The following is a 16,060-nucleotide window of genomic DNA, read 5'->3' on the forward strand; positions in this document are numbered from 1 at the left end:
TAAGTATAAATACGTATTATGTACTGACAGCCAAAAGTAGGAAAACGGGTCGTGAGCCGGGACGTGCTAGGGCTGTAGTTAATGTTTTTATCCTTACATTTACCTCGATGTGAGGCGCTAGGGTAAAAGCATTACGCCCAATTAAATACGTGTTGATCTGCTCGCTTATTGATTGCCCTGCCCCTTTCCTTTTGCCGCTGTCGTCTCGGCTGGAAATTATTCATTTAATGCCTACCGCCTTATTTAAACGTAAATATATTTGCTAAAGAGATTAATTTAATGACCGAAAGCATTGCCGCAAAATCACGCTCTCCGGCAGTAGCTCGCGCCGGTGGTGACAATGACTACATTGACCTCAGCGCAAAATCCTATAAAGCCCTAAAAGTTCAGCGCCCTAATCATCGTACCGTATTGTCACCTGAGGCTAAGCATCTACCCTTGGCGCAATCGCAACGCGGCCTCTGGTTTGGCGAAAAAATCGGTCCTAGAGACGCGATCTATAATATTGCCGAGTACTGCGAAATTCTTGGTGACATCAACGTCGACATATTCATGTCTGCACTCAAACAGATCACCTTGGAAGCAGAAACAACCCGGGTGGAAATACATGACACCGAAGACGGGCCTAAGCAAATAATACTAAATGACTATAAGGGCGAGTTCCCATTTGTAGATCTATGCGATGCTGCCGACCCCCGCGCGGCGGCTGAGGCGTGGATGATGAACGAACTAAGCCAGCCGGTGGATCTCGCCTGTGACCCCCTTTGGGTTTGCGCCTTATTTAAAGTCAGTGAGAACGGTTTTTTTTGGTATCAGCGCAGTCATCATATTGTTTTGGATGGTTTTGGTGCAGGCATCATCGCTAGGCGCTGCGCTGAAATTTACAATGCTTTGCTCGAAGATCGTGACATAGGTTCAAGTCCGTTTTTACCACTAGACACGCAGCATCAACAAGAAACCCAATACCGCGAATCGTCTCGCCATGAGCGTGATCGAAGCTATTGGCTAGATCAACTTAAGTCTCTCCCCGACCCTGTCTCCTTAACCCGCCATAACGCGATTCGCGCTGGTGGTTTACGCCGCAGTACTGCCAGATTGTCAGCCGATACCAGCAGAACATTGCGACAACTAGGAAAGGAATCGAAGGCGAGTCTCCCGCAAGTGCTTATTAGCCTATTTGGGGCCTATATCTATAGGATGACCGGCGCCGAGGATTTAGTGTTTGGTATGCCGGTGACGGCCAGAGCCAATCGCGATATGCGCAGTGTGCCGGCCATGATGGCCAATGCGGTGTCAATCCGTTTGGCCATGAGTGCAGAGCTCAATCTTTATGACTTACTTGGCCAAGTAAGCAAGATTGTCCGTCAGTCTTTGCGCCATCAGCAGTTCCGCTATGAGGATCTTCGCCGCGAGCTAGGCTTGCTCGGGCAGGGTCAGCAAATCTCATGGGTTGGGGTAAATATTGAACCCTTTGATTATGATTTGCGGTTTGGCGGCCATCAATGTCTTGCGCATAATCTGAGTAATGGCACCGTCGAAGATCTGACCATCTTTATCTATGACCGCGGTGATAACGAAGGTCTGCGCATTGATTTAGATGCTAACCGGGCGCTTTACAGCCAGGACGAGCTGGATACTCATCGCGATCGTTTTGTACGCCTTATCAATGCGGTAATTCAGGAACCAACAATTGCCGTTAGCGAGTTAAACCTGCTTTCCGCAAGCGAGAAGCAGCAATTACTTCATGAGTGGAATCAGACTGACAAGCCCATTCCCGACACCAATTTACTGGCGCTATTTGAAGAACAAGCCCTTAAGTCACCTGACGCGGTTGCGCTGAAAAGTGGCGACAGATACCTGAGTTATCAAAGCTTGAAAAATAGTGTTGACCAGCTCGCGCAGCGGCTCATCGCCCGCGGTATAGGCCCCGGGAGTATCGTTGCCATTGCCCTGCCTCGAGATGAGTCAATGCCGACGGCATTACTGGCCGTGATGAAATCTGGCGCGGCGTATTTACCATTAGACCCGAACGCCCCGGTTGGGCGCTTGGCCCTTATCATGGAAGAGGGACAGCCGGATCTTATTATCTCGTCCTCTGATATAAGCCCCCGTTTACTCGGAAGTAATGCCTCAATACTTGAGCTGGATGCGGCTGAACCTAGTTTTGTGTCTGAGGCGGCGTCAGCGCCAAAAACTTTCGCCACGCCGATTATTAGCGGCGATACCAGCGCGTATGTCATTTATACATCGGGATCAACCGGGCGCCCCAAGGGCGTCGAGATAAGCCATGCTGGCTTGTTGAATTTCCTTTTGGCAATGCAAGATGAACTGAATATTCAGCCCACTGATAAGTTGCTGGCCTTAACCACCGTGGCCTTTGATATTGCCGCTCTGGAGCTTTATCTTCCCCTACTTGTAGGCGCCCAGGTGGTGATCGCCAGTCGTGAGGTGGCAATCGATCCAGCAAAGCTTGCGCAGCTAATCAGTGCTGAACAAGTCACTGTTATGCAGGCGACACCATCGCATTGGCAGGCATTAATGCAAGACCACGCTGAGCAGTTACATCAGCTAAGGCCGCTAGTTGGCGGCGAAGCGCTACCGGCACAGTTGGCTCAAAAAATGCGCACACTAGGCCACCCCATCGTCAATCTGTATGGGCCCACCGAGACCACCATTTGGTCAACAATAATGCGCTTAGATGGCGACGACTTAGATTGTCCGCCTATCGGCCGGCCAATAAGAAACACCCAAGTTTATGTGCTTGACCAAGCTATGAAACCAGTGCCATTGGGCGCTATTGGTGAGCTGTTTATTGGTGGCGCAGGGGTTGCCAAAGGCTATCTGCATCGACCAGAACTAACGGCAGAACGATTCCTTAGCAATCCCTTTGGTGAAGGCCGGCTTTATAAAACTGGTGACTTGGCTCGCTGGCGTTCAGACGGTGTATTGGAGTACTTAGGCCGCAACGACTTTCAAATTAAAATTCGTGGGTTTCGAGTAGAGGCAGAAGAAGTCGAAGCAAATATTCAACGTTGTGATGGCGTGCAGCTAGCGGTGGTGACGTTGCGCGAACACCCCTGTGGCGACAAAAAACTCGTCGCTCACATCATAGCTAACAAAGGTAAAGATGGCGTAGCTCCAGATATAGATACCGTATTGTTGCGCAAACAACTTGAGAAGACTCTGCCCGACTATATGATTCCGTCAGTCTTCGTGTTTGTTGATACTCTGCCGACTAACGTCAATGGCAAGTTAGATCGCAAGGCCCTTCCCGAGCCTATATGGCAGCACACTAGTGAGTACGTTGCCCCACGCAATCCTGTTGAAACTCAGCTAGCTGAATTGTGGTGTGATGTCTTTCAGCTTGAGCGCATCGGTGTCCATGATAGTTTCTTTGACTTGGGCGGCGACTCCCTCACTGCGGCGAAAATGGTCTCTCGCTTACGAGAACTAATGAAGCGAGATATCCCCCTCGCCGCTATCTTCGAGGCGAGTACAATTGCGGAGCTTAGTGAGCAGTTACAACATCAGCAAACAGTTGACCCTCTCGGTATGATGCTGCCGCTTAAGGCGACTGGGACTGCATCGCCTTTGTTCTGTATTCATCCAGTGATCGGATTAAGTTGGGCATACAGTGGCTTAACTCGGCACCTAGGTAGCGAACAGCTCTTGTATGGTGTACAGGCACGAGGTTTAAGCGCCGAGTTCCTATCCGACGATTCCAGCGCTCTACCGCAGAGCATTGCGGAAATGGCTAGCGAATACATTGAACACCTTCGTCAAATTCAGCCGACGGGGCCATATAAATTGCTGGGCTGGTCATTAGGCGGCTTATTAGCGCATGAAATTGCCCGACGCTTAGAAGCCGATGGCGAAGAGATTAGCTATCTTGCCGTGCTCGACGCCTACCCCTATGTGCAGGGTGAAGATCAGCAGACCGATGAAGTTCAGCTGGTGAAAAGCGCCTTGAGCTTTATGGGCTTAGCTGCGGATTCGCTTCCGGTCGGATCAGAAAATATGGCGGAGCTAACCGAGTTGCTATGTCGTGAGTACGATATTTACAACCTACCCTTTGTGAAAGAAATGCAGCAAAGCAACGGCAATATCATTGAGGGTGTTCGCCAAATTATTGAAAATAATCTGGCGATATCCCGAGATTTTGTGCCGGGTAAAATCAACGCCGATATGCTGTTTATTGCCGCTGCCCAAACCGCAGAGACCAATATGAGTAATGTGCTGCAGAATAATGCTGAGGTGTGGCGTGAGCACGTTGGCGATCTCAATATTCACAGTGTGGATTGCCATCACCAACAAATGTTTGATGCAGAGCCTCTAGAGTTGATTGGGCCTTTAATTGCCGATTCACTCACGGCCTAAAGTATTGATATGACTATCACTAGAATATGCCTTGACGGGCAGGCGGGCGATTAATGAATATCACAATTTTTAGTATTGGCACGCAGGGTGATGTTCGACCGTTTATTGCTCTGGGTCTGGGCTTGCAAGCCGCCGGTCATAAGGTTTGTATTGCCAGTGGTAAAACCTGCGAAAACCTAGTTACCCAGCATGGCCTCACTTACTCGGCGCTCACAGCCGACTTTCTTGAAGTGATGGCGAAAGATCCCCGCGCGATTCAGCGTGGCTTGAACCCCTTGGCCTTAATGACGACGGCGCGCCGTCACCTTAAAGATATGTCCCAGCACTGGGCTGCCGAAGGCTTGGCGGCGGCAAAAGATGCCGACTTGCTCTTGGGCAATGGCATGATGGCGGTATTAGCAAACTCACTTGGTGAGGCGCTAAATATCCCAGCAGTAGAAACCCATTTGCAGCCGGTCACGCCCTGCGCTGACATTCCGCCAATGATGCTCACACCGCCAGAAAAGCCCCGGATTGGCACTGTCAATGAAATGCTCTACCACGTGCTTCGGGTCATTACATGGCGAATGCTTAGCGCGGCTTATGGCCCGGTTCGCAAGTCCTTAAAGCTAAGTGCCCTACCGTGGTATGGCCCTTATTATCGTCAAAAAGCTGAACATCGCCGTATTCTTTATGGCTTCAGTCCCGCACTCCTTCCGGCCTCGCCAAGTTGGCCCGGGGGTGTGCAAGTCTGCGGAAATTGGTTTCTTAATGGCGAGTCACAGTGGCAACCATCCAAGGAGCTGCAACAGTTTTTAGCTGATGGCGACAAGCCAATTTATATCGGTTTTGGCAGTATGCTAAGTGATGACACCGACAACCTCAGTGCCATCATTTATGAGGCCGTAGCCAAAACCGGTCGCCGCGCTATCCTAGCCACTGGCTGGGGCGGACTGACCGCACAGCCCCATAGTAATCCTAATATTTTCGTTATTGACGGCGCGCCGCATGATTGGTTATTTCCTCAGGTCGCCCTAGCTGTGCATCACGGTGGCGCGGGAACAACTGCCGCCACTATTCGAGCCGGCATTCCATCGGTTGTTGTGCCTTTCTTTGGTGACCAGCCGTTTTGGGCGTGGCGACTAGAGCAAAATGGCGTCGCACCCAAAATGCTTAAACGCAGCACGCTGACGGCGCTTGCCCTAGCGCAGGCCATAGACCTCGCAAGTAGCGATGTGATGCAAGTAGCTGCAGTTAAACTCTCGCAAAAAGTAGCCAAAGAAGATGGAGTGCAAACTGCAATGGCATTACTAAAACAATGGGGTTTCTTGGATCAAATTGCGACTCATGGCAATGATAAAGCTATAGATACTGAGGCTAGCCGGCTGGAGCAGGAAAGTAGCGTCAATAGCGACGGAGCGAAAAAAAACGCAAGCATGAACTCCGCAAGTACCGTTTAGTGCAAGCCTGGTGAATGCCGCTTATACCCTGTCCCTGTTTGTAAGCTCAGCAAACTATTTGACGCTCCCGGGTTTTGAGGGTGTTTGTGCTCACTGTCGTTTTGATATTAAACACTATAACGATGCCTTATATCGCCATTACAAAGTGCCCTTTCCTGCATCCCTGCAGACTGCGTCCGTTCAACGCAAAGCCGATTTTTTAGCGGGTCGTATTACTGCAAATTTGGCTTTTATAAAATTAGGTTTACCCCCGCAAGTCATTGAAATTGGTGAGCATCGTAATCCGGTTTGGCCATCTTCAGTGCAGGGATCGATTACCCATCACAGCAGCAGCGCCTATTGTATGATGATACTGCGCCCGACTGGCGTGTCGGCGGGAATCTCAGCTGGAATCGATCTTGAGTCTTATCTTTCTGCTAGTGAGTCGACTTCACTAGCCAGCGGCATCCTGTCTTCAATTGAGTTCGAATTAGTATCGGCAAACTTCTCAAGATTCGAGCGGGGACTAACGCTGATCTTTTCCGCCAAAGAATCACTTTTCAAAGCGCTCTATCCCGCAGTCGGTCACTATTTTGATTTTCTCGATGTGGGGGTGTCAGCTATTAGTATTGATAGCCGCGAACTGCAGCTGATACTGCTGCGCGACTTATCACCCCGTTGCTTAAAAGGCGACACTATAACGGTTTATTGGCAAGAAAGTGCCGAGACCATACTGAGTTGGGTGTTACCTAATTCGTGTGCTATCGCCACTAGAGCTCACCAGTGATCGCAAGCACATCAGAAATTACGCTGAAAGAAAGCGCATAAAGTATCAGCTTGTAATTGCTGATGCGGCTATATTTTTTGGGTTTATGTTTTAAGCCTAACAGGGTCCCTGTCGATTAAACTGCAACATCAAACACAAGGCCGACTATAGCGGTTACAGCCATTGCCAGTGTTCCCCAAAAAGTAACTCGCGCTATACCAGTGAGTATTTTCGCACCACTCAATGCCGCAGAAAGTGCCCCAAGCATTGCCAGAAATACTAATGACAAAACAGCCACTGCTATTGGTAAACTACTGCCGTGGTAGAGGTAGGCTGTGAGCAAGGGTAGTATTGCGCCTAAGGTAAAACTTAGGGCTGAGGAAATCGCAGCGCTTATGGGCTGCGCACTGCTTATTTCGGAAATTCCTATTTCATCTCGCGAGTGGGCGGCTAGAGCATCGTGCGCCATTAATTGCCGCGCAACTTGCTCAGACAATTCTGCCTCTAGGCCACGCTGTTGATAAATTTCCGCCAACTCGAAAACTTCACCTTCATAATCTTGTTCTAGTGATTGTTGTTCCTGCAAGAGATCTGACTTTTCGGTGTCGGCCTGCGAACAAACAGAGACGTATTCACCTGCGGCCATAGAGATAGCGCCGGCGACTAGGCCGGCGGTACCAGCGACTAAAATGGCGTTGTGCCCTGAGTTTGCCGAGGCCACCCCAATAATAAGACTTGCCGTTGATACGATACCGTCATTGGCTCCTAAAACAGCGGCTCTTAACCAGCCAACGCGATGTTGGCGATGATGTTCCTCATGGGACATATGATCTCTTCCTTTACCGTATTAGTCCTCTAAGCGCGCATACGCGCCGCGGCATCGTGTTTACTTTTGCTGGATGGCCGGTGCTCTAGTCTGAACTAGGTCTTGCCGATCCAGCCTTTGCGCTTAAAGAAAAATAACATTCCGGCGGTCAGCAAAGTAAACACCACCCACAGTGCGGGATAAGCCCAGCGCCAAGCTAGCTCGGGCATATTCTGAAAGTTCATGCCGTAAACGCCGGCAATAAATGTCAATGGAATAAAGATGGTTGCGATAATGGTGAGGACCTTCATCACCTCATTCATGCGGTTTGACATGGCCGACATATAAAGATCGGTTAGACCGCTTGCCATCTCCCGATACGATTCTATGATCTCAACTATCTGAATAGTATGTTCGTAAACATCGCGCAGATAAGGCCGCGTTGAGTCCTCAATTCTGTCACCCTCTTCTCTGTACAGCTGGTCGACAAGCTCGCGCATAGGCCAAACAATTCGCCGTACTAATGCGAGCTCGCGTTTAACGGAGTGAATACGATGCAATACCTGCGGGCTAGGGTTTTCTAGGGTAATAAACTCAAGCTCTTCGAGGACGTCACCATACTTTTCCAGTACCGGAAAGCAGTGATCGACAACCGCATCTAGCAGCGCATAAAGTAAGTAGCTAGTGCCGCTTTTTCTAATCCGTCTGCCCTCGTTTTGCAACCTGTCCCGAATGGGTTGCCAGACATCGCCGGGCTTTTCCTGAAAGGTGATTAGTACATTGTCATACAGAAAAAGACTGACTTGCTCAGTATCTAAGCTTGAATCACTCAGTGGATCTACCACTTCATGCTGCACAAGCTGAAGCATGCGCAGTACCACAAAAATATGGTCATCAAATATTTCAATGCGGGGCCGCTGCGGAATATGAAGCACATCTTCTGCCGCCAAGGTGTGAAATGCGTAGTGATGCCGAAACAGATTAACAACGTAGGGATTTAAATTGCTAACATTCAGCCACCGCACTTGCACCCAGTCAGGCACGGGCTTTTCTAAGAACTCATCTAGATCTGCGATGTCACCACTTTCGATCCGCGTTGCAGAGTAGTCGGTATAGCTTATAGCGACGCTTCCTGGGGCCGGCGGCTCAAGAATATTGGCAATATGATCAATGCCTGGCAATTCCCCCGGTGTGACTCGGCGACTGTGTTTACGATCGCCGCTGATGCCAGACAAACCCAAAGTTGAGCGCAGCAACTGCCCTCCCCGCCCCACAGTCGCCATCGCGCTGTCGATAGCTCGCCCTATCGTAAGGTGCGCGTCTTTGGCCATAGTCACTCCTAATTTGTCAGGAAAATGCTAAATCGCTGGGTGCGAGGTTTTTCTAGTGTTTGTTGCGATCAATATGAACGAACGTGTTGGCAATGCCGCCAGAAGTTACCTGACTGGAGGATGCTGCTGCCGATCGCAATCTATGCGATGGTGGCATTGTGCGCCCAGCGAGGTAGATATCGGTATAGATATTCCTTAAGCGACGACAAATAATGCAGTTTGAATCTTAACCGACCATACCACGCCTCCCACGATTCGTATCAATGGCGCTGCTGATATCAACGCTATGCTTGATCTCGATCAAGGTTTACCCGCCCTATAATAACGATGGGCCCAGACTGGCCAGTACGTCCCCATCGATTGCCATGAAACGAGATCGTCGCTAAGGCTAGTTAGAGCGCTATGAGGATGGCCCAGCTATATCAAGATATTCACAATAGAAACTACTTTTATAGGCTCTTGAAACAGCTTACCCTCTGGCACATTAGCTGCGCGACACACTCACTTCTGCGCTCTGGAGTGGCAATAATATGCACGATCATCATCACCATACGGCGTCTGAACGCTTAGGCTGGGCCTTTGCGCTGAATTTCTGCTTCACCATTATTGAATTCATTGGCGGTTGGTTAACCAACAGTACTGCGATTATGGCTGACGCGGTACACGACCTGGGCGACTGTCTTGCTATTGGTATGGCATGGGGTCTTAACAAGCTTGGCGACAAAGAAGCCAGTACCCGTTTTAGCTATGGCTTTAGTCGCTTCTCACTATTGGGCGCCTTAATTAACGGCGTGATTTTAGTGCTGGGCTCCGTGTGGGTGATGAGTGAGGCTATTCCCCGTCTGGTAAACCCAGAGATGCCAGACGCAACTGGTATGCTCGGATTGGCTATTTTGGGTATCGCAGTGAATGGTTACGCCGCGTATAAACTCAGCGACGGTAAAACCCTTAATGAGCGGATGCTGAACTGGCACCTGATGGAGGATGTTCTGGGATGGGTCGCAATATTCCTCGTATCTATCGTTCTCATGTTTGTAGAACTGCCGATACTCGACCCCATCTTGTCGATCGGTTTTACACTCTTTATCTTATTTAATGTTGTTAGAAACCTTACTGAGACCCTTCGCCTATTTTTGCAGGCAACTCCCGACCATGAGTTACGCGAGCAACTTCAGCAGCAATTATCGACGCTTGAGCATGTTAGTGATATTCATCACCTCCACCTGTGGTCACTCGATGGTGAGCAGCATGTACTGACTGCCCACCTACTGTTAAATCAAAATTATGAACAGGCGGAGTTAGTGAAGTTGAAGTCGACTATTGCAGAGCTGATGAGTGTTCATCCGCTTAGTCATACAACAATCGAATTTGAATTTCCGGAAGAGTCATGTCGCGATGATTCAGCTGCAGATAAAAGCCATGATCATCACAACTGATCTAGTCTGCTAGCAGATACCCATACGAGCGGATAATGTACTTGGCCTTTGTTGACCTTAAAAAGGCCATAAATTCCTGAGCAGCGGCATTATGCTCCGACGTTTTTAGCAGCACCGCATCTTGTTTTATGGGCCGATAAAGGTCTTTGGGTACAATCCACGCTGAGCCACTTGTAAGCCGACCTTGGTCCATAATTTGCGATAAGGAAACAAAGCCAAGCTCGGCATTGCCAGTGCTGACAAATTGATAGGTTTGGGCAATATTTTCGCCGGTTACCCAAGACGAGCGTGTTGACGCTTCCAGGTTTAAATGGCGTAAAACGTCAACGGCAGCGGCGCCGTATGGTGCTAGCAAGGGGTTGGCGATGGCCAATTTACGATAGTTGCCGCCGCTTAAAACATCGCCTCTTGCGTCGACAAGGTCGGTCTTCGGTGACCAAAGGGCTAAGGCGCCGAGCGCGTAGGTGAAGCGGCTGGTCGGTGCAACAAAGCCAGCCTCAATAAGTGCCTCAGGCTTACTTTGATCAGCGGAAAGAAAAACTTGAAATGGTGCGCCATGAATAATTTGGGCATAAAATTTACCCGACGATCCAAAGGAAATGTTCAGGGTATGCCCCGACTCCTTGGTAAATGCGGTGCTGAGTTCGCGCATCGTCGCAGTAAAATTGGAAGCAACCGCGACCATAAGTTGTTCTGCCGTACTTACCCCTGCGGCAAACAGCAAGCAGAGCGTGCCTATTAGCTGGGCGAACTTAGTCATTGTTTTCCTTATTTGTGGCCGTTCTTAGAATAAATACGTTTTCTAGTATTGCTAGGGTCTAATTACCACACAGTGCTCGTAGGTATCTACTACTGTCGCCAAGTCTAGGGGTATTTGCAGCATCTCCTTACGGTTCCAAAGTTCGATTTGATCAGTGTACGCTGCTGAGCCTGGGCAGCCGTCCTGCCCGCCAAGCATAGTGAACCAGTTCGAATCGACATGGCCAAGATCAAAGAAGTATCGGGCTGTCGAACTCATGCCAACATAATGTTTGCCCCTTGCAAAACCGTGGGCAGATTTCATTAAGGTTTCATTGGCGCCTGCCACAGCAGATTCACCAAAGCGCCAACGCTTGCCTAAAATCGGTAGTGCCGCCATTGGATGACTCATCCTTAGGCGATGTATTGCGCCCCAGGTTTGATACTTTGCCAATGCTACCTCACATTTTGGAAGCGCGGCATCAATCGCGCGTCTAAGCTCTGACGGCGGACAGTGGGCAATATCAGCAAACAGTAAGCTGCGCGGATCCCAGCTAACCGTCATTACCTCCATATCGGCTTTGCCATGCAGGGCCAGTGCAAAATAATAAAGTAAGAATTCAAACGCCAGTGCACCTGCGCTATCGGTGGTGTATTGGCCGTCCCAGACAGCCAAACATTGATACGCTGCACTGTTGTCATTGCCTGCAAGTGCCAGCATCGCGTTTCTCAGCTCAATTCCGGTGTCGCTTTTAACATCTGTCATTAGAGCGGTTAGTAGCTGTTTGTCGATGCGCTCTGCGGCGCTAAGCTCAGCTTTAAGGCGCTCGACTCTGTCGTCAGGGGAAAAGAAGCAACTCACCAAGACATCTGCACCCACTTCGGGCTTATTATTGGCCGAGGCTACAAAACCTTCCTCCGGATTGTAGCGCGTCGGCAGCCTGCTGCTATCGAGCATGTCATCCCAGTGCCGGTGGTCGTCAACCGCAAGTACTACGTCATTCGGTCTTTCACTGGGGCGCTTCGGCAGTCTTGCCGCCATAACTTGGCCGATATTTCCGTCTTTATCAGCATAAACCATGTTCTGACCAGCAACGGCAAACTCTTTTAATGCTATTTGGAACTCAGAGAAATTATTAGAACGCGCTGCATTGAGCATTGCCGAGATCTCGCCGCTCACTTGGTGGCCCACCCAACGGAATGCATATTTATCAGCTGTAGGACTAGACTTAGAATCGCCGAACATCGGCGCGTCAGTTATCAGGGGTCCGTAGTCCGAGTCTCTTAATAGAACTTCCCTATCTAGACCCCATCGGGTTGTAATACGTTCTTTACGGCTTATAAAGCTATTTTGTGGCTGCTCAGACACGTCGAATAAATCACTAGACGCGGCGTGCATGGAAGTTCCCCCCCATGCAATATGATTGCCACGACCAACCATCACTGCTGGTAGGCCGGGCAACATATAACCCACGGTTTTCAACGTTGGGCAATGTAGTCCCCCCAACATCCAAAAGCTGGGTAGCACCATTGGCAAATGCGGGTCACCGCTAAGCATGGCACTGCCACTCGCGGATTTATCGCGGTGAATAGCAAGGGCATTTGAACCGCCGGGCTTGCCAAATAGACCGCTTAGCCATTCCAAAGCTTGAGCATTATTGATAACGTCGCCTGGCGGTAGTGGCGGTCCGCCACCGAAGTTCATCAAATGTTGCCACAGTGCTGACCAGTCCTTGCGCTTGCGCAAGGGCAGAAGTTTCGGCCACATACCCCAGGTAAAATCGGCGCAATTTAAACGTGCAAGTGTTAGTAGGTCATAGACAGTCCAGGGAGTCGGCTGCACATTGAGGATTTGGAACTCCTCTGGCCACAGCGCTTTGTGAGCAACAAGATTATCGACCACATAATTTATGCCGTCGGTGTAGCCTTGCATCCATTGCTGGGTGCTTTCAGGCATGGCCTCGTAACTCTCCTTGCTGGTTCTTCCTAGGTCGAGAACCCGCAGAGTATGATCAATATTGTTGGCAATTGGCCCAAGCAATTCCGACACCCGACCTTGACTCACATACTTGAGAAATTCGATTTGTCCCAGACGTAGATGTGCGTGAGTCACCCCAAGTCCGACCGCGAGATCCCGTTCGTTTTTAGCTTCAATAAAGGGAATTAAATACTTGTTCCAATGAATTTTAATCGCGTCAGTCAGTGGTGCCTTATTTAGGGGGAGCGCATCAATCCGCTGCCTGACGGTGTATTTAAGACGCGGGGTGAAAATATGGCCAATGGTTACTCGGCCTAGCAGGCTTATTATTCCGGGCAGGTCTGTAAGGCGGGGCATTAACAATCCTAGTATTTAAATACGATGGCGCTTTACTTTAGCAGAGCACTTTATTCGGTAAAGCAAGGTGTCCTCTAAATGTGACGTATTGCCTAATATGCTTGCTGGCTAGATTATTATTTAAATAATTGCACAATTCTGGCGCACCCTTGCGCGCTCTTTTGCACTATTTACTTGCAAATAACGGCTGTTTTTTTATTAGGGTCCTGAGCTTAATGTGCACTCGGATCGTCATCGATTGGCGTCGTAAAACAGTATTTGTTACATATCCATTGACGCTTGACCCTCCTACTGTTGGAGGCATTACTTTATCGAGCATAGAATCTTTACGCGTTTATGGAGCAAAAGACCATGACCAGTGACAAGCCCGTAATCAATAAAAAGCCAGTGCTAAGTGAAAATACATCGACAACACGTTATGAGCTGCCTATTGAGGGCATGACGTGCGCCTCATGCGCGGGCCGAATTGAAAAATTACTAAGTGGTTTAAGCGGTGTAAATTCGGTGCAAGTAAATTTGGCCACAGATTCTGTGCATATCGAGTTATCTGATGATGTAGCAATAAATACGGTCTGCGCTGCCATTGATAACTCTGGCTACTCTGTAGCAGAGGAGGCGTTTCAATTAAATATCAGTGGTATGAGCTGTGCTTCGTGTGTCGGGCGTATCGAAAAAGCGCTGAATAAACTTAGCGGGGTCCGCGCCGTGAGTGTCAATTTAGCCACTGAATCAGCGCATATAAGTGCGATCAAAAACTACCTTAAGGTCTCACAGCTTATCGCTGCAATTAAAGACGCTGGATACTCTGCCAGCGCAGCGGGTGCAAATCAGACTGATATAGATGCTTCGCTGCACTCGTCGCAAGGCGAAGCCAAGACCAAAACCAAGACAAGTAAAGAAAGTCGACATTTAATGATTGCTGTAGCGCTGTCGGCGCCCATGCTCCTGGGAATGATCTTTTCGGTGTTTGGATTAGATCTTATGCCACCGCCCTGGCTGCAATTCATGCTCGCCACACCCATACAATTTTGGTTGGGCGCGCGCTTTTATCGCGCGGCGTGGTTCGCTCTAAAGGCCCGCACCGGCAATATGGATTTACTCGTCGCAATGGGTACCAGCGCTAGTTATGGCTTGAGCGTCTTTGAGTTATTCTCGCAATATTTGAGTCAAGAAACCCAGCAGGCGATGGGTCACTACTATTTTGAAGCCTCAGCCGTGGTGATTACCCTAGTGCTTCTGGGTAAATGGCTTGAGCGTCGGGCCAAGCATCAAACCACCGCTGCCATTCAGGCATTACAGGCTTTGCGGCCAGCAGTGGCAAGGGTTAGGACGAACAATAAAGATAGTGATGTCGCCATCGAAGCCATCCGTGCGGGCGATATTGTGGTGGTGAAACCGGGAGAGCGTATTCCCGTGGATGGCAGCATCATTGAAGGGAGTGGTCATTTAGATGAATCGATGATTACCGGGGAAAGTATGCCGACATACAAGTCTGTCGGCGATACCGTTGTCGGCGGCGTCATCAACACCGACGCCCTACTATTAATAAAAACCACTGCCGTGGGAACAGAAACCACGCTGGCTCGTATCATTCGCTTGGTTGAAAGTGCGCAAGCCGCCAAGGCGCCGGTGCAACGTCTAGTCGATAAAGTCAGTATGGTATTTGTACCCGTGGTGATAGCGATTGCCATAGCCACTGTGGTGGGCTGGTACCTGCATAACGGTGATTTACAGGGTGCAATTATTAATGCGGTGGCGGTACTTGTTATTGCCTGTCCCTGCGCGCTTGGGCTTGCCACACCCGCCGCCATTATGACCGGAACTGGTGTGGCAGCTCGCCACGGCATCTTAATCAAAGACGCTCAAGCCCTCGAGATTGCTCATAACATCACCACTGTGGTGTTTGATAAAACCGGCACCCTGACTGTGGGTAAACCAAGTTTGCTCGAGTATATTGCCTGCGATAATGACAGCAATCACTTACTCGCCATGGCCGCGTCCGTGCAGCAAGGTAGTGATCATCCCTTGGCCCAAGCGGTACTAAATCAAGCAAAAGACCGGCAAATCTCGGTAATAGAGGCTAGCGAGCTAAAAACCTTGGCCGGACGCGGTGTATCTGCAACAGTCCAAGGAAGGCTCTTATTACTGGGGAATACCCGTCTAATGCGAGAATCGGGGGTTTCCCTAGCGTCTTTAGAGCAGCAAGCACAAGATCTAGAAAATGACGGCAATACTATTTCTTGGCTAGCAGAGACAGGGGATGCTCTGAGCTTGATTGGCCTGCTGGCATTTGGGGATGAGATAAAACCGTCGGCCAAATCTGCCATCGAGCGCCTCCAAAATAAGGGTATAAAAACCGTGATGATTACCGGCGACAATGCCGGCAGCGCGCGCGCCGTTGCAGCAAAATTGGGCCTGCAAGATTACATTGCCAATGTGCTCCCAGACGGTAAGGCAGAAGAAATTCGCAAATTACGCAGCGAAAATAATATTGTCGCCATGGTGGGCGACGGTATTAATGATGCCCCTGCCCTCGCGGCGGCTGATGTTGGTATTGCCATGGCTACTGGCACCGACGTGGCTATGCATACAGCAGGTATTACCCTTATGCGCGGTGATCCTGATTTAATTGCCGATGCGATTGATATTTCTAGACGCAGTTATCAAAAAATACGCCAAAATTTGTTTTGGGCCTTCATCTATAACTTATTGGGTATCCCCTTAGCCGCGAGTGGTTTGCTAAGTCCGGTAGTCGCCGGCGCCGCAATGGCGTTTAGCAGTGTCAGCGTCATCAGCAATGCTCTATTGTTAAAACGTTGGAAGCCCAAAGCATAGGCTAGGACGTATAGAACAT

At 49.6% G+C, this 16,060-nt stretch carries 9 protein-coding genes; 5 read left to right on the plus strand and 4 right to left on the minus strand.

What is annotated here, in order from left to right; all coding sequences use genetic code 11:
* The first annotated feature begins 279 nt into the window (after nucleotides 1–279).
* From AB4875_RS10425 to AB4875_RS10435, 3 genes are read left to right on the plus strand one after another with little or no spacing between them, the layout of a single operon-like run.
* On the plus strand, nucleotides 280–4,377 hold the full coding sequence (locus AB4875_RS10425; RefSeq protein ID WP_368375999.1) for a non-ribosomal peptide synthetase: 4,098 nt from the start codon (nucleotides 280–282) through the stop codon (nucleotides 4,375–4,377).
* A 53-nt stretch (nucleotides 4,378–4,430) separates the two neighbouring features.
* Nucleotides 4,431–5,816 carry a glycosyltransferase gene (locus tag AB4875_RS10430; RefSeq protein WP_368376000.1) on the plus strand — a complete coding sequence of 462 codons (1,386 nt, stop codon included), beginning with the start codon at nucleotides 4,431–4,433 and terminating at the stop codon, nucleotides 5,814–5,816.
* Between the two features lie 10 nt (nucleotides 5,817–5,826).
* Nucleotides 5,827–6,582 (plus strand): 4'-phosphopantetheinyl transferase family protein, encoded by a 756-nt coding sequence (locus tag AB4875_RS10435; RefSeq protein ID WP_368376001.1) that lies wholly within the window; start codon nucleotides 5,827–5,829, stop codon nucleotides 6,580–6,582.
* 115 nt (nucleotides 6,583–6,697) lie between these two features.
* Here AB4875_RS10435 and AB4875_RS10440 read toward each other — a convergent pair whose 3' ends face one another.
* Both AB4875_RS10440 and corA read right to left on the minus strand, forming a co-directional pair.
* The gene (locus tag AB4875_RS10440; RefSeq protein ID WP_368376002.1) at nucleotides 6,698–7,387 is read right to left on the minus strand and encodes a VIT1/CCC1 transporter family protein; all 690 of its coding nucleotides are present in this window, start codon (nucleotides 7,385–7,387) and stop codon (nucleotides 6,698–6,700) included.
* Nucleotides 7,388–7,482: 95 nt separating this feature from the next.
* Nucleotides 7,483–8,697 carry a magnesium/cobalt transporter CorA gene (gene corA, locus AB4875_RS10445; protein WP_368376003.1) on the minus strand — a complete coding sequence of 405 codons (1,215 nt, stop codon included), beginning with the start codon at nucleotides 8,695–8,697 and terminating at the stop codon, nucleotides 7,483–7,485.
* 530 nt (nucleotides 8,698–9,227) lie between these two features.
* Here corA and AB4875_RS10450 point away from each other — a divergent pair.
* Entirely contained in the window at nucleotides 9,228–10,133 is a 906-nt protein-coding gene (locus AB4875_RS10450; protein WP_368376004.1) for a cation diffusion facilitator family transporter, read from the plus strand.
* 1 nt (nucleotide 10,134) lies between these two features.
* Here the strand turns inward: AB4875_RS10450 and modA are convergent, their stop codons facing one another.
* Nucleotides 10,135–10,893 (minus strand): molybdate ABC transporter substrate-binding protein, encoded by a 759-nt coding sequence (gene modA / locus AB4875_RS10455; protein WP_368376005.1) that lies wholly within the window; start codon nucleotides 10,891–10,893, stop codon nucleotides 10,135–10,137.
* A gap of 51 nt (nucleotides 10,894–10,944) precedes the next feature.
* Nucleotides 10,945–13,206 (minus strand): penicillin acylase family protein, encoded by a 2,262-nt coding sequence (locus AB4875_RS10460; protein WP_368376006.1) that lies wholly within the window; start codon nucleotides 13,204–13,206, stop codon nucleotides 10,945–10,947.
* 351 nt (nucleotides 13,207–13,557) lie between these two features.
* Between AB4875_RS10460 and AB4875_RS10465 the strand changes: the two genes are divergently transcribed.
* A complete protein-coding gene (locus AB4875_RS10465) occupies nucleotides 13,558–16,041 on the plus strand; it encodes a heavy metal translocating P-type ATPase (RefSeq protein ID WP_368376007.1) in 2,484 nt (827 codons plus the stop codon).
* Nucleotides 16,042–16,060 lie beyond the last annotated feature (19 nt).

The organism is Zhongshania sp. R06B22 (assembly GCF_040892595.1).
Lineage (GTDB): Bacteria > Pseudomonadota > Gammaproteobacteria > Pseudomonadales > Spongiibacteraceae > Spongiibacter > Spongiibacter arctica.

Coding starts and splice junctions, on each gene's coding strand:
- AB4875_RS10440 (WP_368376002.1), bottom strand. CDS start 7,387: ATGTCCCATGAGGAACATCATCGCCAACATCGCGTTGGCTGGTTAAGA.
- AB4875_RS10460 (WP_368376006.1), bottom strand. CDS start 13,206: ATGCCCCGCCTTACAGACCTGCCCGGAATAATAAGCCTGCTAGGCCGA.
- AB4875_RS10450 (WP_368376004.1), top strand. CDS start 9,228: ATGCACGATCATCATCACCATACGGCGTCTGAACGCTTAGGCTGGGCC.
- AB4875_RS10430 (WP_368376000.1), top strand. CDS start 4,431: ATGAATATCACAATTTTTAGTATTGGCACGCAGGGTGATGTTCGACCG.
- modA (WP_368376005.1), bottom strand. CDS start 10,893: ATGACTAAGTTCGCCCAGCTAATAGGCACGCTCTGCTTGCTGTTTGCC.
- AB4875_RS10425 (WP_368375999.1), top strand. CDS start 280: ATGACCGAAAGCATTGCCGCAAAATCACGCTCTCCGGCAGTAGCTCGC.
- AB4875_RS10465 (WP_368376007.1), top strand. CDS start 13,558: ATGACCAGTGACAAGCCCGTAATCAATAAAAAGCCAGTGCTAAGTGAA.
- corA (WP_368376003.1), bottom strand. CDS start 8,697: ATGGCCAAAGACGCGCACCTTACGATAGGGCGAGCTATCGACAGCGCG.